Consider the following 25,141-nt stretch of genomic DNA (forward strand, 5'->3'; position numbering starts at 1 on the left):
GAGCCGCAGCATCCGCTCGGACAGGTTCGGCCAGTCCTGGCGGGTCTGGTGCAGCACCGGCCCGATCAGGGGCACGTCGGCCAGGTCCGCCAGCGTGAACAGACCGGCCTGCACCCCGTCGTCCACATCATGGTTGTTGTAGGCGATGTCGTCGGCGATCGCGGCGGCCTGGGCCTCCAGCGAGGCGAAGCTGTCCAGCCGCAGGTCCCAACCCGGCGCGAAGTCGGCGATGGCCTTCCAGGCCGGGTCATCCAGCTTGTGGGTCACTGGCCCGTTGTGTTTGACCACGCCCTCGATGGTTTCCCAGCTCAGGTTCAGCCCGTCGAAGGCGGGATAGCGGGCTTCCAGCTTCGTCACGACGCGGAAGGTCTGGACGTTGTGGTCGAAGCCGCCGAACGGCTCCATCTGCAGCTGCAGCTCATCCTCGCCCGCATGACCGAAGGGCGGATGGCCGAGATCGTGGGCAAGCGCGACCGTCTCCGCCAGGTCCTGATCGATCCTCAGCGCATGGGCCAGCGACCGCGCGATCTGGCTGACCTCAAGGCTGTGGGTCAGGCGGGTGCGGTAGTGGTCGCCCTCATGCGCCACGAAGACCTGGGTCTTCTCCTTGAGCCTGCGAAAGGCGGTCGAATGGATGATCCGGTCGCGGTCCCGGGCGAAGGCGTTGCGGGTGCGGCTGGGAGGCTCGGGGACCAGCCGCCCGCGCGAGGCGTCGGCGACTTCGGCGTAGGTGGCGCGGGGCTGGTTCTGGCTCAAGGGCGAAATCCGGTGGGCCGGGCTTTGCGAACCGGGCGAGGCGGCCTCATATAGACGGTCATGACGCCGGTCCAAACTGCTCCGCTCGAACTCAAGGTGTCGGCTCGGTCGCCCGAGGGCATCGTGCTGGCCGAGAGCGCCGCGCGGCGCTTGGCGAAGCTGGGCGAGATCGAGGGACATGTCGTTATGCTGCGCGTGGCCGTCGAGGGCGGCGGCTGCTCGGGCTTCCAGTATCGGCTGGATCTGGTCGAGACGGCCGAGGCCGACGATCTGCGCGTCGAGGCGGGTGGTCAGGCGGCCCTCGTGGACCCCGTGTCCGTTCCCTTTCTGAAGGGCTCCGAGATCGCCTTCGTCGATGAGTTGGCCGGGGCGCAGTTTGTGATCCGCAACCCGAACGCCGCCACAAGCTGCGGCTGCGGGGTCAGCTTCTCGATCTGAACGGGACGCAGCGTGCCCGCCTGCTAACGACGGCCGACTTGCACTTAGGGCTTTTCCTAATTAGCCTTCTGCCTATGAACGCCCTGTTCAAGGCCCTGTCCCATCCTGTTCGGCGACGCATCATCGAGATGCTGCGTCAGGGGCCGATGGCGTCGGGCGACATCGCCGGAGCGTTCGACATGAGCTGGCCGACGGTGACCGGGCATCTGAATGCCTTGAAGGCCGCCAATCTGATCGCGGCGGAGCGGAGCGGATCGTCGATCCGGTATCGGCTCGAGATTTCGGCCGTCGAGGAGGGTCTGGCTTTCATGATCGGCATGGTGGAGGCGGCGCGTCGAACGGCGACGCGCGAGGGGGAGACCGGGGATGACGCGCAACGCCTTCCATCCGGCTGACATCGTCACGGCACTGGCCGTTCTGGCGATGGCGGTCGCAGGGACCTGGGTGGCGCTGGCCGGGCCGTCGGGTCCGCTGCCGACCCATTGGGGCCTTGATGGCCGGGCCGACGACTTCGGAACACGCGAGACCATCGGCCTGCTCCTCGGCATCCTCGCGGTCTCGACCGCTGCCTTCGCAGGGGGAATGGGTATTGTGGCGAGCCGGGAGGACGACTCCGCCAGGGTGCGCGCGCTGCGCGCCGGCCAGTGGGTCATTCTGGTCGCGATTGGTGCCGTCGCGGCTCTGGCATCGACCGCCAGCCTGATGCGGCTGGAGTCGATCGCCGGGCCGATCCCGATGGCGGCGATCGGTCTGGTGCTGCTGATCGCAGGGGCCTTCGTGGGACGGATCGGCCCCAATCCGGTGGCGGGCATCCGCACGCCCTGGGCGCTCAAGAGCCGCCTGGCCTGGGACCGGTCGAACCGCCTGGCCGGTCGGCTGATCTGCCTTCTGGGCCTCGCCGCCGTGGTCGCATCACCCTTCGCGCCTCAGCCGCTGGGGCTCCAGGCCCTGTTCGGCGGTCTGGTCCTGGCCATTCTGGCCGCCTGCGTCGAGAGCTGGCGGGTCTGGAGCCAGGATCCCGAGCGCCAACCCTTCTGAACCGTCCGGAGACCACGCCATGTTCAGCCTGATCCTCGCCGCCGCCCTCGCCGTCAGCGATCCGGTCGCGATGCCGGTCGAAGTCGCCTCGCCGCTCGCGCCGCTGCACGGCACCCTGCTCACGCCCGACGGCGAAACCCGCGCCGCCGCCGTAATCATCGCCGGGTCGGGGCCGACGGACCGGGACGGCAACAACCCGATGGGCGTGAGGGCCGCCTCCTATCGTCTTCTGGCTGAGGGGCTGGCCGAAGAGGGCGTGGCGACCTTGCGGTACGACAAGCGGGGGATCGCGGCGTCGGCGGCCGCGATGGGGGCCGAGGCGGACTTGCGGTTCGACCATATGGTGGACGACGCGCTGGCCTTCGCCGCCGAGGCCCGGGCGAGGACCGGCCGGCCCTGCGTCTGGCTGATCGGGCACAGCGAGGGGACCGGCGTGGCGCTGAAGGCCGTGGCGCGGGATGACGACGGCATCTGCGGTCTGGTGCTGCTGTCCGGGCTCGGGAGGCGGCCGCGCGTCATCATCGAGGAACAGCTGGGCGCTCAGCTGCCGGAACCGCTGCGGACGCGGACGTTCGAGGCCCTGGCCCGGATCGAAGCCGGCGAACTGGTGGCCGACACGCCGCCGGAGCTGGCGGCCCTGCTGCGACCCTCGGTTCAGCCCTTCCTGATCGGCCTGCTGGGTCTCGATCCGGCCGCCCTGATCGCCGGCTACGACGGGCCGGTCATGATTGGACAGGGCTCCACCGACCTGCAGACCACGGTCGTGGATGCAAGGGTCCTGTCTGAGGCCCAGCCGGAAGCGCAGCTGACGATCTGGGACGGCGTAAACCACCTGCTCAAGGTCGCGCCGGCGGACCGCGCAGCCAATCTGGCGACCTACGGCAATCCGGACCTGCCTCTGGCGCAGGGCGTGGTCGAGGACGTCGCGACCTTCATCCTCACACCGCGCTGAGGCTCAGGCCCCCAGGGTTTCCTGGAAGCGCACCGGGCGGCCGTGGGCCGTGCCGATCAGTTCGCCGTCCTGCATGACGACGCGGCCCCGGACGATGGTGGCCATCGGCCAGCCCTCGGCCTCGAAGCCGTCGAAGGGGGTCCAGCCGCAGCGACTGGCCATGTCCTCGTGGCGGATGACGCGCCGGGCCTTCAGATCCACCAGCGTCAGGTCGGCGTCGTAGCCCGCGGCCATGCGGCCCTTGTTGGCGGTCTGGAACACCCGCTGGGCGCCCGCCGAGGTCAGGTCGATGAAGCGTTCCAGCGTCATCTTCCCCTGCGCCACATGGGTCAGCATGACGGGCACCAGCGTCTGCACCCCCGGCATGCCGGAAGGCGAGGCGGGATAGGGACGGGCCTTCTCCTCCTTGGTGTGCGGGGCGTGATCGGAGCCGAGCACGTCAACCACGCCCTGCTCGATGCCGTGCCACAGCCCCTGGATATGGTGGGCGTTGCGGATCGGCGGGTTCATCTGGGCATAGCCCTTCAGCCGCTCATAGGCCTCGTCGCCGTCCAGGGTCAGGTGCTGGGGCGTGACCTCGACGGTGGCCACGTCCTTGTGGTCGGCCAGGAATTCGATTTCCTCGGCGGTCGAGACGTGGAGCACATGGATGCGCTTGCCCGTCTCATGCGCCAGCCGGACCAGGCGCCGTGTGCTCAGGATGGCGCTTTCGGCGTCGCGGACCTCGGGGTGGCTGGTCCAGTCGCCGGGGCGGGCCAGAGGGCGGCGGTCGGCGAGGCGGTACTCGTCCTCGGAATGGAAGGTGGCGCGACGGGCGACCGCGTTCAGCACCTTTCGCACCCCGTCGTCGTCGGCGATCAGGAGATCGCCGGTCGAGGCCCCCATGAAGACCTTGACCCCGCAGCAGCCGGGCAGCCGCTCCAGCTCGCCCAGATGGTCGGCGTTGGCATGGGTGCCGCCGACGTAGAAGGCGTGGTCGGTCCACATGCGGTCCCGGGCGCGGGCCAGCTTGTCCTCCAGAGTGGCGGGGTCGGTCGTGTTGGGCTCGGTGTTCGGCATCTCGAACACGGCGACGACGCCGCCGAGCGCGGCGGCGCGGGAGCCCGTCTCCAGGTCTTCCTTCCACTCCAGGCCGGGTTCGCGGAAGTGGACCTGGGTGTCGATGACGCCGGGCAGCAGCGTCAGGCCGGTCGCGTCGACCACCTGTCCGGCCGAGGCCTGGGACAGGTCGCCGATGAAGGCAATGGAGCCGTCGATCACGCCCACGTCGGCCGGGCCGCGTCCGGCGTGGTTGGCGACCTCTCCGCCACGGACGATCAGGTCATAGGTCTGGGTCATGGACGGTCCGGGGTCGGGAAAAACAGGGTGCACATCGTGCACTTCGTGCACATGGGCCAGCCTTCCTTAGCCGGAACGGAGCGGTGAAAAAACAGGGTGCACATTGTGCAGATCGTGCACTTGACGCGCCTGCGACGAAGGCCCGTCAGACAAGCTCGTTCAAGGCAGATGGGCGTTCTTCGCCGTCCGGGCAAGCAGGGTCCTGGCCGCCTTGAGCACCCGATCGGCGGGCAGGCCCATCATGTGCTGGATGGCCTGGTTCAGGTGCGGATCGACGGCACGGAACTCCTCGTACAGCCGGTCACCCCGGATAGAGACCCCGCCCCACGGCCCAACGCGGGTATCGTCCGAGGGGCCATAGACACCGACCGTCGGCGCACCCGCCGCCACTGCCAGCTGGGTCCAGATCGAATCCGCTCCGACATAGAGCGCCGCCCGCGACAGGGCCGCTCCGGTCTGGAGCCGGGTCAGCTTGCCCTGCAGCTCGATCACCCGGGCGCGCGGCACCGCCAGCCGGATGGTGTGGGCGAGATCGCGGTCGGCCTCTTCGCCCACGATCATCAACCGACCTCCCGCCAGGGGCCCGTCGTCGCCGAGCAGCGGCAGGGCGACCTTGGCATAGCGTTCCGCAGGCCAGCGCTTGCCGATCCAGTCCGCCCCCGGCCCAACCGCCAAGATGGGCGCGGGATCGTCGCCGATCAGGGCGTCGGCGGCGGCGCGGGTCTCCTGACCGAAGAACAGGCGCGGCGCGGGGACCTCATCCAGGTGCAGCGTCCAGGCTGCGTCCTCGACCGCGTGAACGCCCGGCCGGGGTGGCCCCTTCACCGCCCGCTTCTGGCGACGCAGCCGTTCGGTGAAGCGGGTGCCGCGCATGTCGATGGCCAGACCCCAGCGCATCTGACGCACCTGGTTCCACAGAGCGATCCAGTCGAAGCGGCCGGTCCTGTCCATGACGATCAGGTTGGACAGGCGCGGCGTATCGGCGAACAGGGGCGCCGACGCCGCTGAGCCCACGATCGTGAAGTCGGCCTGGGGCAGGCCGTCGACCAGATAGGCGAGCACCCCAGACGACAGCACGGCCGCCTCAGCGTCGGCCTCGGCGATGTAGAGGATGGGAAAGCGGCCGCTCATGAGCGCACCGTATACGGATTCTCTCGTGGCGAGGGTGGGGCGGCCTCCCGCGCGGGACAAGAAAAGCCTATCTCTCCCTGCATGACCGACCGCATCGCCCGCCTCGACAGTCGCGCCCTGATCCGGGTGGCGGGGCCGGACACGCGGCCCTTCCTGCACAATCTGCTGACCCAGGACGTCGAGACACTGAAACCCGGCGAGCTGAGGTTCGGGGCCATGCTGTCGCCGCCGGGGCGGCTGCTGTTCGACCTGTTCCTTTGGGGCAAGGACGATGCCGTCGTGCTGGACGTGGCGGCGGAGCGGAGGGACGCCCTGATGGTCCGGCTGGGGATGTATCGGTTGCGGGCACAGGTCGAGATCACGGCGGACGACCGCCCCGTCTTCGCCAGCTGGCCGGGCGTGGCCGAGGGCTTCGTCGGCGATCCCCGGCTCGCGGCCCTGGGCGGACGCGCCCTGGGAGAGCGGACGGCGAACGCGGACGAGGACGTCTGGGCCGCTCACCGGCTGGCCGTCGGAGTGCCTGATCCGACACGGGACGGAGGCCAGGACCTCCGCTATCCCATCGAGGCCAACTTCGACCTGCTGAACGGCATCGATTTCGGGAAGGGCTGCTTCGTCGGCCAGGAGACGACCAGCCGCATGAAACGGCGCGGCGAGATCAAGAAGCGCATGCTGCCGATCACGTTCGACGGCCCGCCTCCGCCCGAGGGTGCCGAGGTGCTGAACGGCGAGCTTCGCGCCGGCGAGGTGCTGACGGGGCGGGACGGCGGGGCCATGGCGCTCATGCGGCTGGATCGGCTGGAGGGGGCGCTGACGGTCGAAGGTCGGGCGGTGACGGTGCGGATGCCGGATTGGATGGGGCTCTGACCTTGGCTGATGAGATGACCGGCCGATGCTTGTGCGGCGGCGTGACGGTCCGACTGTCGATGCCGACGGATGAGGTCGGTGTCTGCCACTGTCGCCTGTGCCGCCGATGGGGCGGAGGACCCTGGATGGCGGTGCAGGTGCCCGGCAGCGAGATCACGGGCGAGACCCTGGTGGTGTATCGGTCCTCCAGCTTCGCCGAGCGCGGCTTCTGCGGCCGGTGCGGATCGCACGTCTTTCACAGGCCGCGTCAGGGACCCGAACTGGCCATCTCCACGGGGCTCTTGGAGAACCCGGATTTCCGGATCGCTCGTGAGATTTTCGACGACGCCCGGCCACCCTTTTATCGGTTCGAAGCGGACTCCGTGAAACGATCAGGCCTCAGCATGGCGCTGGAGTGGCTGCCCAAGCTGATCGGGAGACGACTGGGCCTGCGGTGAAGCGACGGCAGTCATTTGCCGATACTGTGCGCCCATGACCGACTCACGCTGCGCCTGGTGCGGGACCGATCCGCTGTATGTCGCCTATCACGACACCGAGTGGGGCGTGCCCGAGTACGACGCCCGCGCGTTGTGGGAGAAGCTGGTGCTGGACGGTTTCCAGGCCGGACTGGCCTGGATCACCATCCTGAGGAAGCGCGAGGCGTTTCGCGCCGCCTTCGACGGCTTCGATCCGGAGACGGTCGCCCGCTACGGCGAGGCGGATCGGGCGCGGCTGATGGCTGATCCGGGCATCGTGCGCTCGGGCGCCAAGATCGACGCGGCGATCCGGGGCGCGCGGGTCTGGTGCGACATGCGCGAGCGGGGCGAGGACTTCTCCGGCTGGCTATGGGGCTTCGTCGACGGGCGGCCGATCCAGAACACACCCGCCACCATGGCCGGCGTTCCGGCCCAGACGCCGGTCTCGGTCGAAATGTCCAAGGCGCTGAAGGCGAAAGGGTTCGGCTTCTGCGGGCCGGTGATCACCTATGCCTTCATGCAGGCGACCGGCATGGTCAACGACCACGTCCAGACCTGCTTCCGCTGCGACGAGGTGCGGGGGATGGGCGGGGATAGCGCGAGGGTCTGATTTCAGGATCGGACCCAGTGACCGCTTCCGACCCGAAGCGGACATTGATGTGGTGAATCGGAGCTGCGAAAAAGTTCGTTATGATCAACCGCGCAAGGGCGGGGATAGTGATAAACAGTCTACGATATTTCCTGATCGTTCATCTGGTCGCCGCAGTGGCGGCCTTTCTTATTCTGACTGCATCAGCAGTTCGCGTGATGCTGTTTCGCGGCAAACAGGTAGCTCTCGCCTATGTGGGCGAGCTTTGGTGGGGCTTTGCAGTTCTAGCCGGGGGCATTCTGCTCATCGGATGGCTGTTGCGGCGGCCTGAATTCCTGCCACGTGACTAGGGCACACTTGGTTGTCCGCTACCCACCCATAGCGGACCCGCTCGGCGTCCGCGCTTTGGCGTGGCGACGGGTGTTCACGGTTCGGACGTTCGACGAGGCTGACGCCGAGCTTGGGCACCCTTGCTGACGCGCCGACTTCCACCGTCCCCCCGGCGCAGGCTAAGGCCCGGCAATGATCAAAGCCCGGCCAATCCCGACCCTCACTCTAGAGACCCGGCTGAGCCAGAGGGTCGGCGGGCCGGTGTGCGGGGTGGACGAGGCCGGGCGCGGGCCCTGGGCCGGGCCGGTCACGGCGGCGGCGGTGATCCTGTCGCCCGAACACCTGCCCGACGGGATCGATGATTCCAAGGCGCTAAGCGCCAAGCGGCGTGACACCCTGGAGGGCGAGATCAAGGACCACGCCGTCGCCTGGGGCGTCGGCTTCGCCTCGGTCGAGGAGATCGAGGATCTGAACATCCTCAACGCTACCGGCCTGGCCATGTGTCGGGCCCTCGAGGCGATGGCGGTGGCCCCCGTGGCCGCGCTGGTGGACGGCAACTATCGGTTCACGCTGCCCTGCGAGGTGGAGACGGTGGTCGGCGGCGATGGTTTGAGCCTGTCGATCGCGGCGGCCTCGATCCTGGCCAAGACAGCGCGGGACCGGCTGATGGTGGAGATGGACGCGCTCTATCCCGGCTACGGCTTCGCCGGGCACAAGGGGTACAATGCGCCGGTGCATCAGGCAGCGCTGAGGACGCTTGGCCCCTCGCCGATTCACCGGAAAAGCTGGGCCCCGATCCGGGCGCTGCTCACCGAGTAGACTCGATTGTCATCCCGGCCGAAGCGCAGCGGAGAGCCGGGACGCCCGGCGTTGCTGTCCAAGGAGCCCCGGTGAGCGAAGCTCGTCCGGGGCAATGTGCCTGCCGCGCCGTTGTCCCGGTTCTTCGCTTCACTTGACCGGGACCAGTGATTGAAAACTCGACCACCTCCCGGCTCTCCGCTGCGCTTCGGTCGGGATGACAACAGCACGTCAGCGATCAGTAGACGGCCAGCGCTCCGCCCAGCAGGGCCCCCATGATCGCCGCGATGATCGCGCCGATCACCACCACCAGCCAGCGCGGCATGGGCTCCATCTGCACCGGGCCGGGCGTCACCTGAGGTGCGATCAGGTCGGCGCGCGACAGGAAGTCATTGGCGGCGACGTCGTTGGCCGGGCGGCTGTCGAACCGGGTCGCGGCGGGCGCGCGCCAGGCGGCGGCCTGATAGGCCTCGATGGCGGTCCTGACGCCGTGGGGGCGGCGGCCGAAGTCGTTGGATGAGGTCATGTCGAGCGCGTCCATGTCGCCTTAACGACAGATTGACGCCCGCGTTCCCCCGCTCGTCAAGCGGCCAGCGATGCCGCAGCCTCCGACACCACGAACAGATACTCGACGTTCCTGAGCCGCCCGACCGTCCCGACCTTCTCGCCCCTGGGATTGTGGATGCCGATGCGGGCCCCGACGTAGCGCGGGCGCGGGATCTCGATGACCCGGACCGGCCCGCGCACGGACAGCATCTCGACCAGCTGATCCCGGCTCAGATAGCCTTCGTCGTTGAACGACACGATCAGGTGCGGGGCCCGCACCGCCTCGATCACGGCCTTCAGCGCCGGGCCGATACCGGGGCGGGAGTTGAAGGCGCTCTTCCTCGTGCGGACGTCGATGCGCTTGTTGGCGACGCCATAGGTCTCGGGTTTGTCCCACAGCACCAGGCTCTCCCAGACGTGGTAGTTCCCCAGGTAGGAATGCTGGTTGTAGGGCGGGTCGAGGTAGACGAGGTCGGCCTCGACCTCGGGCGCGATCTCGACCGCGTCGGCGCGGGTAGCGCGGCCGGGACCCGGCAGGAGCGCGGGCAGGCGAAGGTGAAGGGGCTTCAGCGCCCGCGTCGCCCACTGTTTCATGTAGGCCATCTGGACCCCGGCGGTGGAATCCACGCGGTCGGCCGCCTCCATCAGGGCGGTCAGGGCGATGGCCTCCAGTTCCGGCTCCAGCGACAGGGCGGCGATGCGATTTCGGATGGCTTCGATGCGCGCGCCGTTCTCGGGCGTGAAGTAGCGGGCGTCCTTGCAGAAGGCCTGGGTGAACCAGCCGGGCGAGGCCGGGGTGCTGTTGAGCTCATTGATCAACCGCTCGGCGGGAGCGGACCAGCGGTCGGCGTCGGCCTGCACATAGGCCGAGGCCAATGTGTGGGCGTAGGCGTTCAGATCGTTGGACCAGACGTCATACCCGCGTGCCTTCAGGGCATGGCCCACGCGCGCCGTGCCGGAAAACAGGTCGCACACCCGCCCGCCGTTCGGCAGCAGCGCCCGCACCGCCTCGGTGATCGGATCGATCAGCGCACGCTTGGAGCCGAGGTATTTGATCACAACGGAAGCCCTCCCCCTGGAGGGGGGAGGGTCGGGTGGGGGTGGAGGCACGATCGGCGACGAAACGCACGGTCACACAAGTCCAAGAAAGGTGTGGCCGTGCCCCTCTCGATCATTGTGCCTCCACCCCATCCCCAGCCCTTCCCCCTCCAGGGGAAGGGGGCCTCAAGGCGTCCTTTTGGTCTTCTTCGCCGGAGCATGGGCCAGGCGGAGCAGATTCGCAGCCCCCGGCGCCCCGAACGGCGTGCCCGCCAGGATCAGGATGCGCTGGCCCGGTTGCGCCAACCCGTATGCCATCGCCGATGCCACGGCGTCGTCGGTGACATCTTCCAGCGAGGTCGGCTCCTTGCCCAGGCGCGGCTCCAGTCCCCAGACCAGCGCCAGCCGTCGCGCGGTCTCCGGCTTGGGCGTAAGCGCCAGCACCGGCTGGATCGGCCGCTCACGCGACATGCGCCGCGCCGTGCCGCCCAGGGTCGTGAACACCACGATGCATCCGGTGGACGACGCCTCTCCGGCCTTCCTCGCAGCAGCGACGAGGGCGTCGGCGTCGAAGCCCTCCATGCCGGCGTGCTCGGCGTCCATCAGGCTGGGCCACAGGGGATCGCTTTCGATCCGCTCCATGATCCGGTTCATGATGCCGACCGCCTCCAGCGGATAGTCGCCCGACGCCGTCTCGGCCGACAGCATCAGGGCGTCGGCCCCCTCATAGACGGCATTGGCCACGTCGGACGCCTCGGCCCGCGTCGGCGCGGGCGAGGAGGTCATCGACTCCAGCATCTGGGTCGCCACGATCACCGGCACGCCGCGCTGGCGGGCGGCGCGGATGATGGTCTTCTGGGCGACGGGCACGTCCTCCGGATTCATCTCCACGCCCAGATCGCCGCGCGCGACCATGACGCCGTCGCAGTAGTCCAGGATGCTGTCGAGCGCGTCGAGCGCCTGCGGCTTTTCGATCTTGGCCAGGCACGCGGCGCGGCCCTTCACGATGGACTTCAGCTCGGCCATGTCCTCGGCCTTCTGCACAAAGCTGAGCGCCACCCAGTCGACGCCGATGCGCAGGGCGAAGGCCAGATCCTCGCGATCCTTGGGCGTGAGCGCCGAGACGGGGATGACGGCGTCGGGCACGGCCACGCCCTTCCTGTCCGACAGCTTGGTCCCGCTCTCGACCGTCACCTCGGCCCATTCATCGGTGCGTTCGCCCACGCGCAGGCGCACCCGGCCGTCGTCGATCAGCAGCGCCATGCCGGTCCGCAGGGCCCGGAAGATCTCCGGGTGGGGCATCTGCACCCGCGTGGCGTCGCCGGGCGTCGGGTCGAGGTCGAAGCGCATCGTGTGCCCCGGCTTCACCGCGATGGCGGTCTCGGCGAACTTGCCCAGCCGCAGCTTGGGGCCTTGCAGGTCGGCGAGCACGCCCAGCGGCCGCTTCAGCGCGATCTCGGCCCCGCGTACGGCCTTGAGCGCCGCCTCGTGGTCTTCGTGCGATCCGTGACTGAAGTTCAGGCGAAAGACGTCGACGCCCGCCTGGGCGAGCGCCTTGACCATGCCCGGCGACCGGCTGGCGGGGCCCAGGGTCGCGACGATGCGCGCGCGTCGAGCTCTGATCATGTGTTCGTCCGATGCGTTTCCCAAGCCCGTTGTGCCAACGAACGGAGACGGAGGTAAGACCGGCCCGCCCGGGGAAACAGGAAGTTATGGTCCGTTACACCCCAATCGTCGGGGCATCGGGCACCGCGAAGCGCGGCTCGACTCCATCCGGCTCGAACGCATGGGCGGACAGGCTCATCAGGGTGTTCGCCAGCAACAGGTCGAACATGGGCCGATCCCCCGATGTCAGGGCCACCCCCAGATAGTCCGTCACCACGGCGCGAACCGGCAGCGTCCCGACCGGCCCCGGCACGCTGAGCGCCAGCGACAGCCCCTGTTCCAGCCACGATGCCAGGGTCCGGTAGAAGGCATCGGACCGCAGGAAGTCGGTCTCGCGCACGACATACAGGGTGATCTCCCCGGTCGTCAGGCCGTCAGGCCGCACGATGATCCCGCTGCGGTCCGGCCGCCAGTCGTCGGACAACTCGACAACGCGCCAGACGCAGAACCAGGTGCGACAGGTCTGGGGTCGCACGGCGTGAACGGAACACCCCGCGCCCTCGACGCAGTAAGCGCACAACATGCCTGTCGGCTTGGCCAGCTCGGGCAGATCCAGCGGAATGAAGCGGCAGCATTCGACGCATTCGCCGCACGTGCGGTCCGGCAGCAGCGGCAGGTCGAGGGTCAAGCAGCGCTCCGGTGACGCTGGGGGTGGTGCGAGCGGCGGGGATCGAACCCGCATGACCGAGGTCGAGGGATTTTAAGTCCCTTGCGTCTACCAGTTTCGCCACGCTCGCGGGGTGTCCCGCGTCGCGGCTGGGCGGCCCCCTGTCAAGACCGGACGCGTCGGACCTCGGTCAGGGTCAGCAGGACCGCCAGCATGCCGGTCCAGAACAGGATGTCCTTGATCCCCTCGCTCGCGGACGGGACGAAGAACTCCAGAATGGCCCAGGCGACCAGGGCGATCAGGAACACGGCAGCGAGCAGGTTCTTCCACATGACGGCACTCCTCATGGCCACCTTTGTAAATGACGCTTTACATAATGTCAAGCAGAGCGGTCAGGAGGCGGGGGCCGGTGCCCGCAGGTCGACGTCAGAATCCGCCAGCAGCCACAGGAAGGCGGCCCAGGCGGCGACGTTCTGGGTCATGGCCTCCGGATCGATCCGGTCCAGCACATCGTCGACCGTGTGGTGGGTGTCGAAGTAGTCGGTGCCGTCCTGGTTCAGGCGGAAGGCCGGCACGCCGAGCGCCACGGTCGGGCCGGTGTCGGGGCCGCCGCCGGTCGCCGGCGAGGGATCGTTGAGGATGGCGAGCGGCGTCAGGACGCGCAGGGCCGCCTGGCGAAACGCCGGCGGCGTCGCGGCGGGCAGGCCCAGGCTGTAGATCGGTCCGGCCCCGAAATCGCTTTCGGAGATGGCGACGTGGTTGGACATCTCGTCGCGGCGGGTCTCGGCATAGTGGCGGGCGCCGGCCAGGCCCTGCGCGGGCGGCGGCTGGGAGACTTCCTCGGCGCCCCACCAGACGACCCGAATGGTGCGGCGTGGTGCGCGCGGCATGTCCTCGATCAGCTTGAGCGCGGCGGCGGTGATGGCCACGCCGGCCCCGTCATCCAGCGCCCCGGTGCCGAGGTCCCAGCTGTCCAGATGGCCGCCGATGACGATCACCTCGTCCGGAGCCTCGCGGCCGCGGACTTCGCCGATGACGTTCTGGCTGACACTCTGGCGCGTGAACCCGGCCGAAGAGAACAGCCGCATCCGCACCGGCTGATCGGTCAGGCGGATCAGGCGGCGCAGCTGGTCGGCGTCCGGCGGGCTCATGGCGAAGGCGGGGATGGTCCCCTCCCCCACTCGCGTCGCGCCGGTGTGGGCGAAGCGGTGGTCGTGGGTGCCCAGCGACCGCAGCACATAGGCGACGGCGCCGCGACGGGCGGCCTCGGTCGGGCCCTGGCCCCGGACCGGCGAGGTCGCGCCATAGCCCCGGCCGTCCTGGGCCTGGACCGTGTCCTGCAGCACCACGGCGATCTTGCCCGTCAGCGCGCCCATCGGCTGATCCAGCAACTGCTGATAGGTCTCGAAAATAACCGCCTCGCCCTCGATGCCCTCGGCGGGCGTGGCGATGGAGCCGCCCAGCGACACCACGGTCAGAGGCTGGGGAAAGGGCGACAGGATCTCGACCCGCGCCTCGCCGCGCTCCCACAGGGCCAGGGGAAAGGTCTCGATGGAGACGTTGTCAAAGCCCATCGCCCGGAACGTCTCGGCGCCCCACCGCGCGGAAGCCTGTTCGGACTCCGAGCCCGCAAGACGCGGGCCGAACCGCGTCGTCAGCTCGGACACCAGCGAATAGGCGACGTTCGACTGCAGCGCCCGGTCCCGAAGCTGCTCCGCCTCGGCGATGGTGCGAGCGTCCTGGGCCGAGGCCAAACCACCGATCAGGGCGAAGACGGCCGCGAGCGGCAGGGCACGGGTGATCAGGCGAGGCATGGAAGGCTCCGGAAAAGCAGCGTTGGCCGGACCCTAGCCAGCGCAAGGACGCGGGTGAAGCGTCGAGCCGTCGATCAGGTCTCGGCCTCGGCGGCCGTATCCTGAAAATAGGGCTCGACCGTGCCCTGCAGCTTGATCGTCAGCTGGTTGCCCTTGCGATCGACGGCCTTGCCGGCCGCGAGGCGCACCCAGCCTTCGGAGACGCAGTATTCGTCGACGTTGGTCTTTTCCTCGCCCTTGAACCGCACGCCCACGCCACGCGCCAGAACGTCGGCGTCATAGTAGGGGCTGGACGGGTTGACCGAGAGGCGGTCGGGAGGCGTGTCGGACATGGCGGGTGCCTGCTGCTTGCGAAGAGGCGGCTGATTAGCCGCCACAGCGTCCGGTGCCAACCGGCCGCTTACTGGACCGTCTGGCGGGGAGCCTGCGGATTGGCGGTTCCGCCAGCGGCACCATCGGGCTGATAGGGCTGCGGGCCGGCGGCTGCCGACGGCGGGATCGCGCCGGTGGTGTTTGACGCGGGCGTCGGGGCAGGCTGTCGAGCCGTCTGGCGCGGAGGCGTGCGATTGGCTGCCCGCTGGGGCTGGGCGGGTGTCGTTGGGGCCCGGTTGGCGGCGGGCTGGCTGGCACCGGCCGCCGGTGTCTGGGCCGCAGTCTGCGTCGCGGCTGGGGTATTCGCAGGTGGGGTCGTCGTCGCCGTCTGCGTCGGCGTTGTCGTCGCGGTCGTATCGGCCGAAGCGGCGGCGGCGCGGGCGGCCAGTTGCTGGGCCTGGAAGCGCTGAGCCAGCTTTTCCGTCAGCTCGCGCGCAGCAGCGGGAGGCATCTGGGCCATGATCGCCGACAGGGACCGGGGCCGCATGGCCGCCGCGATCGGCAGACGCACGCTGTCCTCCAGGGTGGCGAAGACGGCGGCGGCTTCGCGCGGGCGCATAGCGGAATAGACGGCGACAAGGCGGGCAGTCTCGGCTTCTTCACGCTCGTCGACCTGACCCAGCAGGGCCTGAACCTCGGCCTTGATGGCGTTCAGCGCTGTGATCCTGGTGTCCAGCTTCTGCTCGGCGGCGACCATCAAGGGCAAGGTCGTGGCGAAGTCGGCGTCGCGGGCGTCCAGTTCGGTGCGGCGCGCCGACAAGGACTGGATGATACGCAGTTCGGCCGGAGAGATGCCCGCCTGCTGCGCAAGCTGTTCGGGCGTGAGGGCGCAGACCGCAGGGGCGGGACGCGCAGCCGCCGTCGGGGCCACGGCCTGGCCCGCTGTGGTCGCGGCCTCCTCGGCCCAGGCGACGGCGCCCTGGAACAGGTCCGGCCCCGCTCCCACGGCGCGCACGGCCACTACCCCGCCAATGGCGACGGCGATCAGGGGAAGCAGGCGGGGCAGTTTGGACATCGGCGGCTTTCGAAAACTCAGGCGGCGAAGAGGTCGTCGTCCGCCAGGCTAGCCCTGGCGCGGTTGAGGCTTTGCTTCGCGGACTGGTTAGCGGTCAGGGCGTGCAGGATGGCGTCGACGTTGCCGGCGCCCGCAGCGGCGGGGGTCGTCGGCGACTTCAGGCCCTGGATGCGCTCGGCCAGCGCCGCCATGCGAAAGGCGCGGTCATCGGGGTTGGGGGTGGGCTCGATCTTCTCCCTCCCCTCTCGGAGGAGGGGGGGCGCGGAGCGACCGGGTGGGGGCGGCTCTGCGACGCGCGCAAGCTGGGTGTCCGTTTCACCTGGCCGCCCCCGCCCGGTCTCCGCTTCGCTGCGACCACCCTCCCCCATGGGGGAGGGAGAAGGCACGCGCGAGCCCCGCACCACCAGCGCCTCCAGATCCGTCTTCAGCGCCCGAGCCTTGATGATGCGGTCGTGCAGCAGATCGGCTTCCTCGCCGCTGGCCCGCAGCGACGACAGGGCGTTCTCGGCGCGCGTGCAGGCGGCGTTCAGCTCCGTTACCGCCCCGGCGAAGGCCAGCTGTCCGGCCCGGAGCTGACTCAGCTTCCGCTCCAGCCGCACGCCATAGCCCAGCGCGGCGACCAGCAGCAGCATCAGCACCGCGTCCATGATCATGCCGGTCATCTCAACGCCTTCCCTTGGTCAGTCGGCTGGCGGCTTCCAGGCTGATCGGCTTTTCCACGCGCACGGCGATGTGCTGACCCTTGCGCCCCATCCGCCCTGTCGTGACCGGGATCTGCCCGCACCGGATCGAGATGTCCGAGTCCGGGGTGGCGTTGAGCATCAGGGTGTCGCCGACCTTCAGGTTCAGCACCTTCGACAGGGGCGCGGACTGCTCGTCCAGCACGGCGCGGACCTCGGTGTCGGTGGTCCAGAGTTCGGTGGCCAGGTGGCCTTCCCAAATGTTGTCGCGGCCGAACTTCTCGCCCATGAACTGCTGCAGCAGCATCTTCCGGATCGGCTCCAGCGTGGCGTAGGGCAAGAGCAGCTCGACCCGCCCGCCCCGGTCCTCCATGTCGATCCGCAGCTTGACCAGGATCGCCGCATTGGCCGGCCGGGCGATGGCGGCGAAGCGGGGGTTGGTCTCCAGTCGATCCAGGTTGAAGTGGACGGGCGTCAGGGGCTCGAAGGCCGCGCGGGCGTCGGCCAGGATGACCTCGACCATCCGCTGAACCAGGACCCTCTCGATCGTGGTGTAGGGCCGGCCCTCGATCCGCAACGCCGCGGTGCCCCGGCGACCGCCCAGCAGCACATCGACGATCGAGTAGATCAGGTTGGAATCGACGGTCAGCAGGCCGTAGTTGTCCAGCTCCTCGGCACGGAACACCGCAAGGATGGCCGGAAGTGGGATGGAGTTCAGATAGTCGCCGAAGCGGATCGAGGAGATGTTGTCGAGCGAGACCTCGACGTTGTCGGAGGTGAAGTTGCGCAAGGACGTCGTCATCAGCCGCACGAGGCGGTCGAAGACGATCTCCAGCATCGGCAGGCGCTCGTAGGAGACCAGCGCGGAGTTGATGATGGCGCGGATGCCGGTCCGTTCGGCGTCGTCGTCCTCGCCGAGGTCGAAGCCAAGCAGGCTGTCGATCTCGTCCTGGTTCAACACCCGTTCGGTCGCAGCGCTGGACCGTACTTCGCCGAAACCCTCTTCGCCAGCGAAGGGGTCGGTCTCGGCGTCAGCGAAGCCCACGTCGGACATGGCCTATTGCACCAGCATTTCTTCGATCAGGACGGCGTCGACCTGGCCCGGCGCGGCGATCAGGTTGACCCGGCGCAGGATCTCGGCGCGCAGTTGATAGCTGCCTGCCGATCCGGCCAGATCCTCAGGCCGGAGCTCGCGCAGGAAACCCTGGAACATGTCCTGCATGCGCGGCAGTTCACCCTGCAGCTGATGCGCCAGGTCGGCGTCGTGCATCTCCAGCGTCAAGGTCAGCTTCAGAAAGGTGGGCCGACCATCGGGTGCCTGGATGTTAACCACCATGTCCGGCAGGGTGTAGAAGGTGACACCGTCGGGGCCGGGCGCGATCGTGCCCAACGAAGGGTCAGCCTCTCCCCCGCCCTTGCCGTGGCTGTCTCCGCCCTTCTTCTCGCCGTGGTCGCCGCCCTTCTTCTCGGCCCCGTGGTCGCCGGCCTTTTCCTCGCCCCCCTCTGCGGCCGCGGGCTTGGGCGCGAGCAGGAAGAAGTAGGCCCCGGCTCCACCGCCGCCGAGCACCAGCAGCGCCGCAGGAATGATGATGAAGAGCAGCGGGAGTTTCTTTTTCTTGGGCGCATCCCCGCCCTCGACCTCGGCACCGTGCGCGACGGCGATGGCGGTCGCATCGTCGGCCGGCGGCTTGTCCTTCTTCTTGCCCAGCTTGAGCATGCGGTTCTCGCGCCCCGGAATATCCCAAGGCTGAAGGTCGCCGGACTTGGTTAACGCGAGGTGTAGAACCGGCAGGATTTGCCGGGTGCCAGGGCCTGAAATCTGGCTCAAATCCAGGCCACGTGGGCATTAACGCTGTTGGCACGGGCGTTGCGAGGCATGCCGCGAAGGAGCCCCCTCTCGTGGAAAACGCCGCCTACATCGGATTGTCGCGTCAGATGACACTCAGGCGCGAGCTGGACATCGCCGCCAACAACATCGCCAACGCCGACACGACGGGCTTCAAGGTCGAGCAGTTGCTTCTGAGCGCCGAGGTCGGTGCCGAGGCTCGCAACGCCGCCATCCGACCGGGGGCCAGCTTCGTGCTGGACAACGGCGTGGGCCGCGACTTCTCGCAAGGCTCGCTGGAACAGACGGGTCGGGCGCTGGATTTCGCCATCGAGGGCGAGGGCGTCTTCTTCCGCATCGAGGACGCGGGCGGCGAGGCCTATACCCGCGACGGGGCCTTCACCATCAGTCCCGAGGGCGTGCTGGTGACCAAGGCTGGACGGCCCGTGCTGGGCGACGGTGGCCCGATCGCCATCGATCCGGCGCAGGGCGCGATCACCGTTGCCCAGGACGGAACGATCAGCCAGGGCGAAGCGGTCATCGGCCAGCTGGGCCTGGCGCGCTTTCAGGATCTCGGCGTCCTGTCCAAGGATGGCGACGGCCTCTACCGCAACGCCTCCAATGCCGTCCCGATCGACGCGGCCGGAGCGCAGGTCCGTCAGGGAATGCTGGAGGGATCCAACGTCAATCCCCTGATCGAAATCACCAATCTCATCGAGATCAGTCGTGCCTACGAACGCGCGACCAAGATGATCGAGAACCTCACCGACCTGTCCCGTCGCTCGGTCGAGCGGCTGGGGCGGTCGAGCTAAGGAGACCCTAGATGCGCGCCTTGAGAACCGCAGCCTCGGGCATGGCCGCCCAGCAGCTGAACGTGGAGGTCATCTCCAACAACATCGCGAACATGAACACGGTCGGCTTCAAGCGCCAGCGGGCCGAGTTCCAGGACCTGATGTACCAGAACATCGAGCGGATGGGCGCGCAGTCCTCGAGCCAGGGCACGGTCGTGCCGACCGGCATCCAGGTCGGTCTCGGCGTCAGGGCCGGCAGCGTTTATCGCGTCACCGAGCAGGGCACGCCCCAGCGCACGGACAACCGCTACGACATCGCCATCGACGGCCGCGGCTATTTCCAGATCACCCTGCCGTCGGGCGAGATCGGCTACACCCGCGCGGGCAACTTCTCGCTGAACGGCGAGGGGCAGCTCGTGACGGAGGACGGCTATGCGGTCGAGCCGGCCATCAACATCCCGCAGGACGCGATCGACGTGTCCATCTCCAAGACCGGCCAGGTTCAGGTGATCTCTCAAGGGTCGCCGGAGGCCCAGGTGGTGGGTCAGCTGGAGCTGGCTATCTTCTTCAACGAAGCGGGTCTGGAAGCCATCGGGGACAACCTGCTGCTGGAAACGGCGGCCTCGGGCCCGGCCACGGTCGGCACGCCCGGCGAAAACGGCTTCGGCCAGATGATGCAGGGCTTCACCGAGGCCTCCAACGTCGACGCCGTCAGCGAGATCAGCGCCCTGATCATCGCCCAGCGCGCCTATGAGATGAACTCCAAGGTCATCACCACCGCCGACGAGATGATGAGCGTCTCGGCCCAGGTGAAGAGCTAAGCCATGAGAGCCCTGACCCTCGTCGCCGCTCTCGCCCTGATGGCCGGGCCCGCGCTGGCCGGGCCTGTCACCCTGCGCGCCAACCCCGTCGACGACGACGGCCGGGTGACGCTGGGCGACATCTTCGAGGGCGCGGGCGCGGCGTCTGGCGTGGTCGTCGCCAACCGCGCCGGACCGTCGGTGGTGTTCGAGGCCGGCCAGCTGCAGGCGCTGGCGGCCCGGTCCGGCCTGCAATGGGCCAACCCGCAGAACCTGCGCCGCGTGGTGGTGCGAAACGCGGCCCTGGCGCCCGGCGCGAGCGCTCCCGCTGCGACGACCATGGCCGCTCGCCCGGCCGCCACGGCCGGAGCGACGGTGTCGGTCCTGACCTATGCGCGCAATCTCTCCACCGGCGACGTGATCCAGCCCGAGGACGTCGTGTGGACCGACGTCCAGGCCCACCTCGCCCCATCCGGGGGGCCGATCGACGCCGAACAGGTGATCGGCCTGTCCGCCCGTCGCCCCCTTCGCGCCGGTGCCGTCGTGGGCGCCCGCGACCTTGTCGCGCCCCAGGTCATCGCCAGGAACGACACCGTCGAAGTCGCCTTCATGGCGGGCGGCATCACCCTGACGGTGACCGGCCGGGCCACGCGCAACGCCGCCGTCGGCGAGCCCGTCACCATCACCAACCTGACCTCCGGCCGCCAGATCGAGGCGGTCGCCACCGGTCCCGGCCAGGCCGTCGCAGGGCCTCGGGCCCAGGCCGCTCGCGCCAACGCCGCCCTGACCGCTCTTCGCTGAGGAAATCCAGTCATGCGTAAACCCGTCCTCTTCGCCCTCGCCCTGACCGGCCTGACGCTCGGCGCCTGCTCCACCGCCATCGAGACGGTTCGTGGCCCGGAGCTGGCTCCCATCGGCTACCCGGCCCAGCTGGTTCCGGTGACCCAGGCCTATCAGGCGCCGCCCCAGCCGCGCTCGGCCAGCGCCAACTCCCTGTGGCGGACCGGCGCACGCGCCTTCTTCGGCGACCAGCGGGCGCGCAATATCGGTGACATCCTGACGGTCTCGATCCGGATCGACGACCGGGCCCAGACCAACAACACCACGACGCGCAGCCGCTCCAACGACATCACCGGCGGCGTGACGAACTTCTTCGGGCTGGAGAACAGCCTCGGCCGCGCCTTCCCCGGCGGCTTCGACCCGCAGACCCTGGTGGGCGTGGAAGGCTCATCCAACGCCAACGGCACGGGCTCGGTCAGCCGGTCCGAGCGCGTCGACCTGACCATCGCGGCGGTGGTGACCGACATCCTCTCGAACGGCAATCTGGTGATCCAGGGTCGGCAGGAAGTGCGCACCAACCGCGAGGTGCGCGAACTGACCGTCGCGGGCATCGTGCGGCCCGAGGACATCAGTTCCGCCAACACCATCGCCCACACCCAGATCGCCGAGGCCCGCATCAGCTATGGCGGTCGCGGAGACATCAGCCGGATGCAGGCGACGCCGGCGGCGCAGAGCCTGGTGGAGCGGTTCAGCCCGTTCTAGGGTTAGCGCTTCGCCAGGGAACGTGGCAGACGCAGCGAACAACGTGGTCGAGAACGGCGCATATTCGGAACCGTCGGACCTTCATCGCGCAGCGTTCGAGCGGGCTTGGGCCAGGCTGTTCTCAGCCGAGTTCGAGGACGCCAAGCGAGAGATCGAAGAGCTCGCTTGCAGCGGCTCGATTCTCAGCATGCTCTTCGTCGCCGATGAGCTCCGCAGGGGCAACTGGCTGTACGAGGAGGACATCGATCTCGCGAAGGAGTGGTACGAGCTCGCTATCGCCGAAGGGGCGTCGCGCGGTCACTACGGCCTCGCCTTGGCGCATTTGAAAAACAAGGACGACGACGCTGCCTTTCGCGAGATGAACACCGCCGCACAGCGCGGCTACCCTCCGGCGATTGGGGGATTGGGCCGGCTCTATCTCTGGGGGCGAGGTGTGGCACCGAACATCGGGTTAGCGCGCTACCTGTGGAAAAAGGCGGCTGCGCTAGGTAACCTGCACGCTGTAGAGCTGCTAATCCGCTTAGGCATACGCTGGCGGTTTGGCTTCGCGGGCTTTCTGGACGCTCTCCTGATGGCATGGCCTTATGCGTGGGCTCTCGTGAACGTTAGAGCCGACGAGCCGCTCAGCGACCACCTTCGGTGACCTTTCGGGGCGACAACAGCACAGAGCCTCAAGCTTCACCGTGAACCGTTAACGCGGAGAAACGTTTGACGACCAGATCGAAGGTTCTGGTATGTTCAAGGTTCTCGTCCCCGCCGCCGCCGCTCTCGGACTGATCGCCTTCGCGGCCCAGTCGCAAGGGGCCGCGTCCGAGCCGCAGATGACCCAGCCGGTCATGAGCTGGACGCTGCATCACGACGGGGAGTTCGCCAAGCTGGCCTATGGCGTGCCGAACTCCGACCAGCTGGCCATCATGGTCGCCTGCCAGCGGGGTAACCGTCTGGCGACAGTGTATGGCGATGTGCGGCTGGAGACGGCACAGGTCGTGCAGGCCAGCTATGGCGCTCAGCCCCTCGACCCCCTGTCAGGCGGCCTGGCTGAAGAGGCCCGGATCGCCGTCAACGACCCGAGCCTGCAGCGGCTGGCCCAGCGCGGTCGGCTGACCGTCGAGGGCGACGCCGGACGCTTCACTCTGACGGCCGACCAAGAAGAACGTCGCCTCGTGCGCGATTTTCTGGCCTATTGCGGAGCGGAACGCGCCTGAGGCGCGCGGCTGCGAGCGACATCCCATGAGCTTTCTGGCGACGGCGTTCGCTGTGCTGGCGCTCCAGACCGGCTGGACTTGGACACTCTACGAGGGCGAGGGGCCGCTGGTTCTGGCTCATGAGGTCCCCGACACGCCCCGACTGCGGGCTGTGCTGGAATGCGAACCCGGCGCGGGCGTGGCGCGGCTGAATCTCTATGGCGGCGGCGCATCGGGCGGCATCGCTACTGTCGTCAGTGGCGGCACGACCGCCCAGACCGAGAGCGTCGGCGTCGCCGATCATCGCAGCCTCGCGATGCGCGCCGACCACCCGGTCTTCGGCCAGTTCGTCCTGACCGGGCAGCTGGCCGTCACCGTGGCCGGGAGATCGCAGGAGGTGATCGTCGAAGCCGCCCACCTTGCCAAGCTGCGTCGCTTCGCAGAGCTTTGCGGCGGCTGATTTGGGGAGTTGGGGCATGGGCAGGGTCTGGGCGCCGGTCGTGGCTCTCGCGGGGCTGACAGCCGCGTGCGCCAGCGTCGAGCCTGTCGCCGCGCCTGCGCCGATCACCGCCTCTACGCTTACCCCCACGCCCGGCTACGACTGGTTCCTGAGCGTGGACCAGGGCGCGGCGCGTCTGGCCTATGGCGTCGAGACCTCGGACGATCTGAAGCTGGGCCTGGATTGCGAGACAGGATCCGGCAAGGTCGATCTGGTCGCGCTCGGCAAGACAGGAGCCTCGGAAATCCACCTGGAATCCGGCGGCGACACCGAACGATTCCGTGCCGAGGGCGAGCCGTCCCAGATTCACGACGGCGACCTGCTGACCGCCACCGCCGATCTGGATACGCCCGTGCTGCAGCGGTTCCGCCGCCTGGGCTGGATCGCCCAGTGGGTGGACGGCGAGCGCGCCGCCTACGTTCCGCAGCCGGGCTCGGAGATCAACGTCGAACGCTTCTTCGCGCTCTGCGACTAGGACAGGCCCAGCTCGGCCCGCGCCTTGCGGGTGAGTTTACCGGCGACGAGGCCGTGGGCCGTGGCCAGATGCTCGGCCAGTTCGTCGTCCGGCCAGTCGGCGGGATCGCTCAAATGAACCCACTTCGCCCGCGCCATATACGGTGCGGGGGCTGCACGACCCGTATCGGTCAGGACCTCGTAAGCGATGTCGGAGACCTTGAACGACACGCCGCCATGCCCGCCGACCATGGCGAACATCTTGCCCCCGACCTTGTAGGTGTCGTGATCCTCACCAAAGGGATGATCCAGAGTCACGCCGGGCAAGGCCAGGCAGACCTTGCCCACCCCCGCCCGGTCCACGATCAGGCCTCGACGCCGACGCCGATGGGGCAGGTCACGCCCGTGCCGCCGATGCCGCAGTAGCCGTTCGGGTTCTTGGCCAGATAGCCCTGGTGATAATCCTCGGCGAAATAATACGGTCCCGCAGGCGCGATCTCGGTCGTGATCTGACCGCGCCCGGCCTTGGTCAGCGCCGCCTGATAGGCGTCGCGCGAAACCTCGGCTTCCCGGCGCTGTTCACCCGTGAGGTAGTAGATGGCGGAGCGGTAGGTGGTGCCCACGTCGTTGCCCTGGCGCATGCCCTGGGTCGGGTCGTGGTTCTCCCAGAAGGCCTTGAGCAGCTCGGCGTAGCGGATCTCCTTGGGATTGAAGACCACCTGAACCACCTCGGTGTGACCCGTCAGGCCGGTGCAGGTCTCCTCATAGGTCGGATTGGGCGTGATGCCGCCCGAATAGCCGACCGAGGTCACCCACACGCCCGGCAGCTGCCAGAAGATGCGTTCCACCCCCCAGAAGCAGCCCATGCCGAAGATGGCCGCCTCGAACCCTTCCGGATGCGGGCCCTTCAGCGGCCGCCCGCTGACGAAGTGGACTTCGTCGGTGTGCAGCGGCGTGGCGCGGCCCGGCAGGGCGGTCTCGGCGGTGGGCAGGGTGGTCTTCTGGCTCAGCATGGAGGCGATCCGGGTGAGAATGGACATGGCAGCCATATGGGCGGTGCGGCTCATCTTCGCCAGCGCGGCGCTTGCCGTTACCGCCCGCCTGTTCTATCAGCCTGCCCTCCCCGGATCGACCGTCCGGGGTCTCGCCCACGTGGTGAAACGGACAGGTGGCGGAGTGGTCGATCGCGCACGCTTGGAAAGCGTGTGTAGGTGAAAGCCTACCGAGGGTTCGAATCCCTCTCTGTCCGCCAGCCACCCTAGGCGACTTTGCGCTGCAAGGCAGCCGCGCCACTAGGCCGCTGAAACCTGGGGCTTTTCCCACACTGGACCGTAGTTCCATCGGCTTGCTCGGGGATGCTGACAAGTCAACCGCGACAAGTCGCGAGCGCCTTACCCTGCCTGAAATCATGCAACGGCGGCGGCCCACGCGGCCGCCGACTCGACGCGGAAGCGTCGAAGAGTGGGTCTGCTGATCAGATGCCGTTGGATGTTGAAGGTGTTGTAGATCGCCGCGTGGGTGGTGAGGAATCGCTGGGCTGAGGCTTGGGGTTTGAACCGCTGCCGTTGTCGTTCTCGTCGTCGGATCGGCAGGTGAGAGTTCTCGACTCGGTTGTTCT

Annotated in this window: 33 protein-coding genes, 2 tRNA genes and 1 pseudogene; 18 read left to right on the forward strand and 18 right to left on the reverse strand. The window is 68.5% G+C overall.

What is annotated here, in order from left to right; translation table 11 throughout:
• The coding region (gene dgt, locus IP78_RS13100; protein WP_231681014.1) for a dGTP triphosphohydrolase at positions 1-765 on the reverse strand (765 nt) is incomplete at its 3' end.
• A gap of 51 nt (positions 766-816) precedes the next feature.
• Here dgt and IP78_RS13105 point away from each other — a divergent pair.
• From IP78_RS13105 to IP78_RS13120, 4 genes are all read left to right on the forward strand, one after another.
• Positions 817-1,194, forward strand: coding sequence for an iron-sulfur cluster assembly accessory protein (locus IP78_RS13105; protein ID WP_054112120.1), 378 nt, complete (start codon positions 817-819; stop codon positions 1,192-1,194).
• A 74-nt stretch (positions 1,195-1,268) separates the two neighbouring features.
• A complete protein-coding gene (locus tag IP78_RS13110; protein ID WP_082385076.1) occupies positions 1,269-1,589 on the forward strand; it encodes a metalloregulator ArsR/SmtB family transcription factor in 321 nt (106 codons plus the stop codon).
• Entirely contained in the window at positions 1,561-2,232 is a 672-nt protein-coding gene (locus IP78_RS13115) for an SdpI family protein (protein WP_054112121.1), read from the forward strand. The genes IP78_RS13110 and IP78_RS13115 overlap by 29 nt, the downstream gene beginning before the upstream one ends.
• A gap of 19 nt (positions 2,233-2,251) precedes the next feature.
• Entirely contained in the window at positions 2,252-3,184 is a 933-nt protein-coding gene (locus tag IP78_RS13120) for an alpha/beta hydrolase (RefSeq protein WP_054112122.1), read from the forward strand.
• A gap of 3 nt (positions 3,185-3,187) precedes the next feature.
• Here the strand turns inward: IP78_RS13120 and IP78_RS13125 are convergent, their stop codons facing one another.
• Positions 3,188-4,522, reverse strand: a complete 1,335-nt coding sequence (locus IP78_RS13125) for a dihydroorotase (protein ID WP_054112123.1) — start codon at positions 4,520-4,522, stop codon at positions 3,188-3,190.
• 159 nt (positions 4,523-4,681) lie between these two features.
• Entirely contained in the window at positions 4,682-5,653 is a 972-nt protein-coding gene (locus IP78_RS13130) for a glycosyltransferase family 9 protein (RefSeq protein ID WP_054112124.1), read from the reverse strand.
• 81 nt (positions 5,654-5,734) lie between these two features.
• Between IP78_RS13130 and IP78_RS13135 the strand changes: the two genes are divergently transcribed.
• The 5 genes from IP78_RS13135 (at position 5,735) to IP78_RS13150 (ending at position 8,713) form a co-directional block, all read left to right on the forward strand.
• The gene (locus tag IP78_RS13135) at positions 5,735-6,520 is read left to right on the forward strand and encodes a folate-binding protein YgfZ (protein WP_054112125.1); all 786 of its coding nucleotides are present in this window, start codon (positions 5,735-5,737) and stop codon (positions 6,518-6,520) included.
• A gap of 59 nt (positions 6,521-6,579) precedes the next feature.
• Complete coding sequence (locus IP78_RS13140; RefSeq protein WP_255350753.1) at positions 6,580-6,957, forward strand: GFA family protein; 378 nt, start codon at positions 6,580-6,582, stop codon at positions 6,955-6,957.
• Positions 6,958-6,991: 34 nt separating this feature from the next.
• On the forward strand, positions 6,992-7,585 hold the full coding sequence (locus tag IP78_RS13145; RefSeq protein WP_054112127.1) for a DNA-3-methyladenine glycosylase I: 594 nt from the start codon (positions 6,992-6,994) through the stop codon (positions 7,583-7,585).
• 80 nt (positions 7,586-7,665) lie between these two features.
• A complete protein-coding gene (locus tag IP78_RS15330; protein WP_156320408.1) occupies positions 7,666-7,914 on the forward strand; it encodes a hypothetical protein in 249 nt (82 codons plus the stop codon).
• 172 nt (positions 7,915-8,086) lie between these two features.
• On the forward strand, positions 8,087-8,713 hold the full coding sequence (locus tag IP78_RS13150; protein WP_054112128.1) for a ribonuclease HII: 627 nt from the start codon (positions 8,087-8,089) through the stop codon (positions 8,711-8,713).
• A gap of 217 nt (positions 8,714-8,930) precedes the next feature.
• Here the strand turns inward: IP78_RS13150 and IP78_RS13155 are convergent, their stop codons facing one another.
• From IP78_RS13155 to IP78_RS13205, 12 genes are all read right to left on the reverse strand, one after another.
• Positions 8,931-9,218, reverse strand: a complete 288-nt coding sequence (locus IP78_RS13155) for a hypothetical protein (RefSeq protein ID WP_156320409.1) — start codon at positions 9,216-9,218, stop codon at positions 8,931-8,933.
• Positions 9,219-9,274: 56 nt separating this feature from the next.
• A complete protein-coding gene (locus IP78_RS13160; RefSeq protein WP_054112130.1) occupies positions 9,275-10,297 on the reverse strand; it encodes a DNA adenine methylase in 1,023 nt (340 codons plus the stop codon).
• Between the two features lie 165 nt (positions 10,298-10,462).
• On the reverse strand, positions 10,463-11,902 hold the full coding sequence (pyk, locus tag IP78_RS13165; RefSeq protein WP_054112131.1) for a pyruvate kinase: 1,440 nt from the start codon (positions 11,900-11,902) through the stop codon (positions 10,463-10,465).
• Between the two features lie 94 nt (positions 11,903-11,996).
• Positions 11,997-12,569: a YkgJ family cysteine cluster protein gene (locus tag IP78_RS13170; protein WP_231681013.1), complete on the reverse strand. Its 573-nt coding sequence runs from the start codon at positions 12,567-12,569 to the stop codon at positions 11,997-11,999.
• A gap of 24 nt (positions 12,570-12,593) precedes the next feature.
• Positions 12,594-12,678: transfer RNA gene (locus IP78_RS13175), tRNA-Leu, on the reverse strand.
• Positions 12,679-12,712: 34 nt separating this feature from the next.
• Positions 12,713-12,895: a hypothetical protein gene (locus IP78_RS15335; protein ID WP_156320410.1), complete on the reverse strand. Its 183-nt coding sequence runs from the start codon at positions 12,893-12,895 to the stop codon at positions 12,713-12,715.
• Between the two features lie 45 nt (positions 12,896-12,940).
• Positions 12,941-14,362 carry a M20/M25/M40 family metallo-hydrolase gene (locus IP78_RS13180; RefSeq protein WP_054112133.1) on the reverse strand — a complete coding sequence of 474 codons (1,422 nt, stop codon included), beginning with the start codon at positions 14,360-14,362 and terminating at the stop codon, positions 12,941-12,943.
• Between the two features lie 74 nt (positions 14,363-14,436).
• On the reverse strand, positions 14,437-14,694 hold the full coding sequence (locus IP78_RS13185; protein ID WP_054112134.1) for a DUF3297 family protein: 258 nt from the start codon (positions 14,692-14,694) through the stop codon (positions 14,437-14,439).
• Positions 14,695-14,762: 68 nt separating this feature from the next.
• Positions 14,763-15,749 carry a MotE family protein gene (locus IP78_RS13190; RefSeq protein WP_054112135.1) on the reverse strand — a complete coding sequence of 329 codons (987 nt, stop codon included), beginning with the start codon at positions 15,747-15,749 and terminating at the stop codon, positions 14,763-14,765.
• 17 nt (positions 15,750-15,766) lie between these two features.
• Complete coding sequence (locus tag IP78_RS13195) at positions 15,767-16,411, reverse strand: DUF6468 domain-containing protein (protein WP_054112136.1); 645 nt, start codon at positions 16,409-16,411, stop codon at positions 15,767-15,769.
• A gap of 1 nt (position 16,412) precedes the next feature.
• A complete protein-coding gene (gene fliM, locus IP78_RS13200; RefSeq protein WP_054112137.1) occupies positions 16,413-17,483 on the reverse strand; it encodes a flagellar motor switch protein FliM in 1,071 nt (356 codons plus the stop codon).
• 3 nt (positions 17,484-17,486) lie between these two features.
• On the reverse strand, positions 17,487-18,146 hold the full coding sequence (locus IP78_RS13205) for a flagellar basal body-associated FliL family protein (protein ID WP_054112138.1): 660 nt from the start codon (positions 18,144-18,146) through the stop codon (positions 17,487-17,489).
• 182 nt (positions 18,147-18,328) lie between these two features.
• On the opposite strand from IP78_RS13205, the gene flgF reads away from it, so the two are divergent.
• The 8 genes from flgF (at position 18,329) to IP78_RS13245 (ending at position 23,545) form a co-directional block, all read left to right on the forward strand.
• Positions 18,329-19,066, forward strand: a complete 738-nt coding sequence (gene flgF, locus IP78_RS13210; protein ID WP_054112139.1) for a flagellar basal-body rod protein FlgF — start codon at positions 18,329-18,331, stop codon at positions 19,064-19,066.
• 11 nt (positions 19,067-19,077) lie between these two features.
• Positions 19,078-19,866, forward strand: a complete 789-nt coding sequence (gene flgG / locus IP78_RS13215; RefSeq protein WP_054112140.1) for a flagellar basal-body rod protein FlgG — start codon at positions 19,078-19,080, stop codon at positions 19,864-19,866.
• Positions 19,867-19,869: 3 nt separating this feature from the next.
• Positions 19,870-20,646, forward strand: coding sequence for a flagellar basal body P-ring formation chaperone FlgA (gene flgA, locus IP78_RS13220; RefSeq protein WP_054112141.1), 777 nt, complete (start codon positions 19,870-19,872; stop codon positions 20,644-20,646).
• A gap of 12 nt (positions 20,647-20,658) precedes the next feature.
• Entirely contained in the window at positions 20,659-21,387 is a 729-nt protein-coding gene (gene flgH / locus IP78_RS13225; RefSeq protein WP_054112142.1) for a flagellar basal body L-ring protein FlgH, read from the forward strand.
• A gap of 43 nt (positions 21,388-21,430) precedes the next feature.
• Positions 21,431-22,030, forward strand: coding sequence for a tetratricopeptide repeat protein (locus IP78_RS13230; RefSeq protein WP_054112143.1), 600 nt, complete (start codon positions 21,431-21,433; stop codon positions 22,028-22,030).
• 91 nt (positions 22,031-22,121) lie between these two features.
• The gene (locus IP78_RS13235) at positions 22,122-22,592 is read left to right on the forward strand and encodes a hypothetical protein (RefSeq protein ID WP_054112144.1); all 471 of its coding nucleotides are present in this window, start codon (positions 22,122-22,124) and stop codon (positions 22,590-22,592) included.
• 25 nt (positions 22,593-22,617) lie between these two features.
• On the forward strand, positions 22,618-23,031 hold the full coding sequence (locus IP78_RS13240; protein ID WP_054112145.1) for a hypothetical protein: 414 nt from the start codon (positions 22,618-22,620) through the stop codon (positions 23,029-23,031).
• Between the two features lie 16 nt (positions 23,032-23,047).
• The gene (locus IP78_RS13245) at positions 23,048-23,545 is read left to right on the forward strand and encodes a hypothetical protein (protein WP_054112146.1); all 498 of its coding nucleotides are present in this window, start codon (positions 23,048-23,050) and stop codon (positions 23,543-23,545) included.
• Here IP78_RS13245 and IP78_RS13250 read toward each other — a convergent pair.
• Positions 23,542-23,886 (reverse strand): MmcQ/YjbR family DNA-binding protein, encoded by a 345-nt coding sequence (locus IP78_RS13250; protein WP_054112147.1) that lies wholly within the window; start codon positions 23,884-23,886, stop codon positions 23,542-23,544. The two genes, IP78_RS13245 and IP78_RS13250, sit on opposite strands and share 4 nt — an antisense overlap.
• Positions 23,887-23,888: 2 nt before the next feature.
• Entirely contained in the window at positions 23,889-24,536 is a 648-nt protein-coding gene (gene msrA / locus IP78_RS13255; protein WP_054112148.1) for a peptide-methionine (S)-S-oxide reductase MsrA, read from the reverse strand.
• A gap of 149 nt (positions 24,537-24,685) precedes the next feature.
• Between msrA and IP78_RS13260 the strand changes: the two genes are divergently transcribed.
• Positions 24,686-24,775: transfer RNA gene (locus tag IP78_RS13260), tRNA-Ser, on the forward strand.
• A gap of 154 nt (positions 24,776-24,929) precedes the next feature.
• On the opposite strand, the pseudogene IP78_RS15690 reads toward IP78_RS13260, so the two are convergent.
• Positions 24,930-25,141 (reverse strand): annotated as a pseudogene (locus tag IP78_RS15690) (IS6 family transposase); the annotation flags it as partial.

This window comes from Brevundimonas sp. AAP58 (assembly GCF_001295975.1).
Taxonomy (GTDB): Bacteria; Pseudomonadota; Alphaproteobacteria; order Caulobacterales; family Caulobacteraceae; genus Brevundimonas.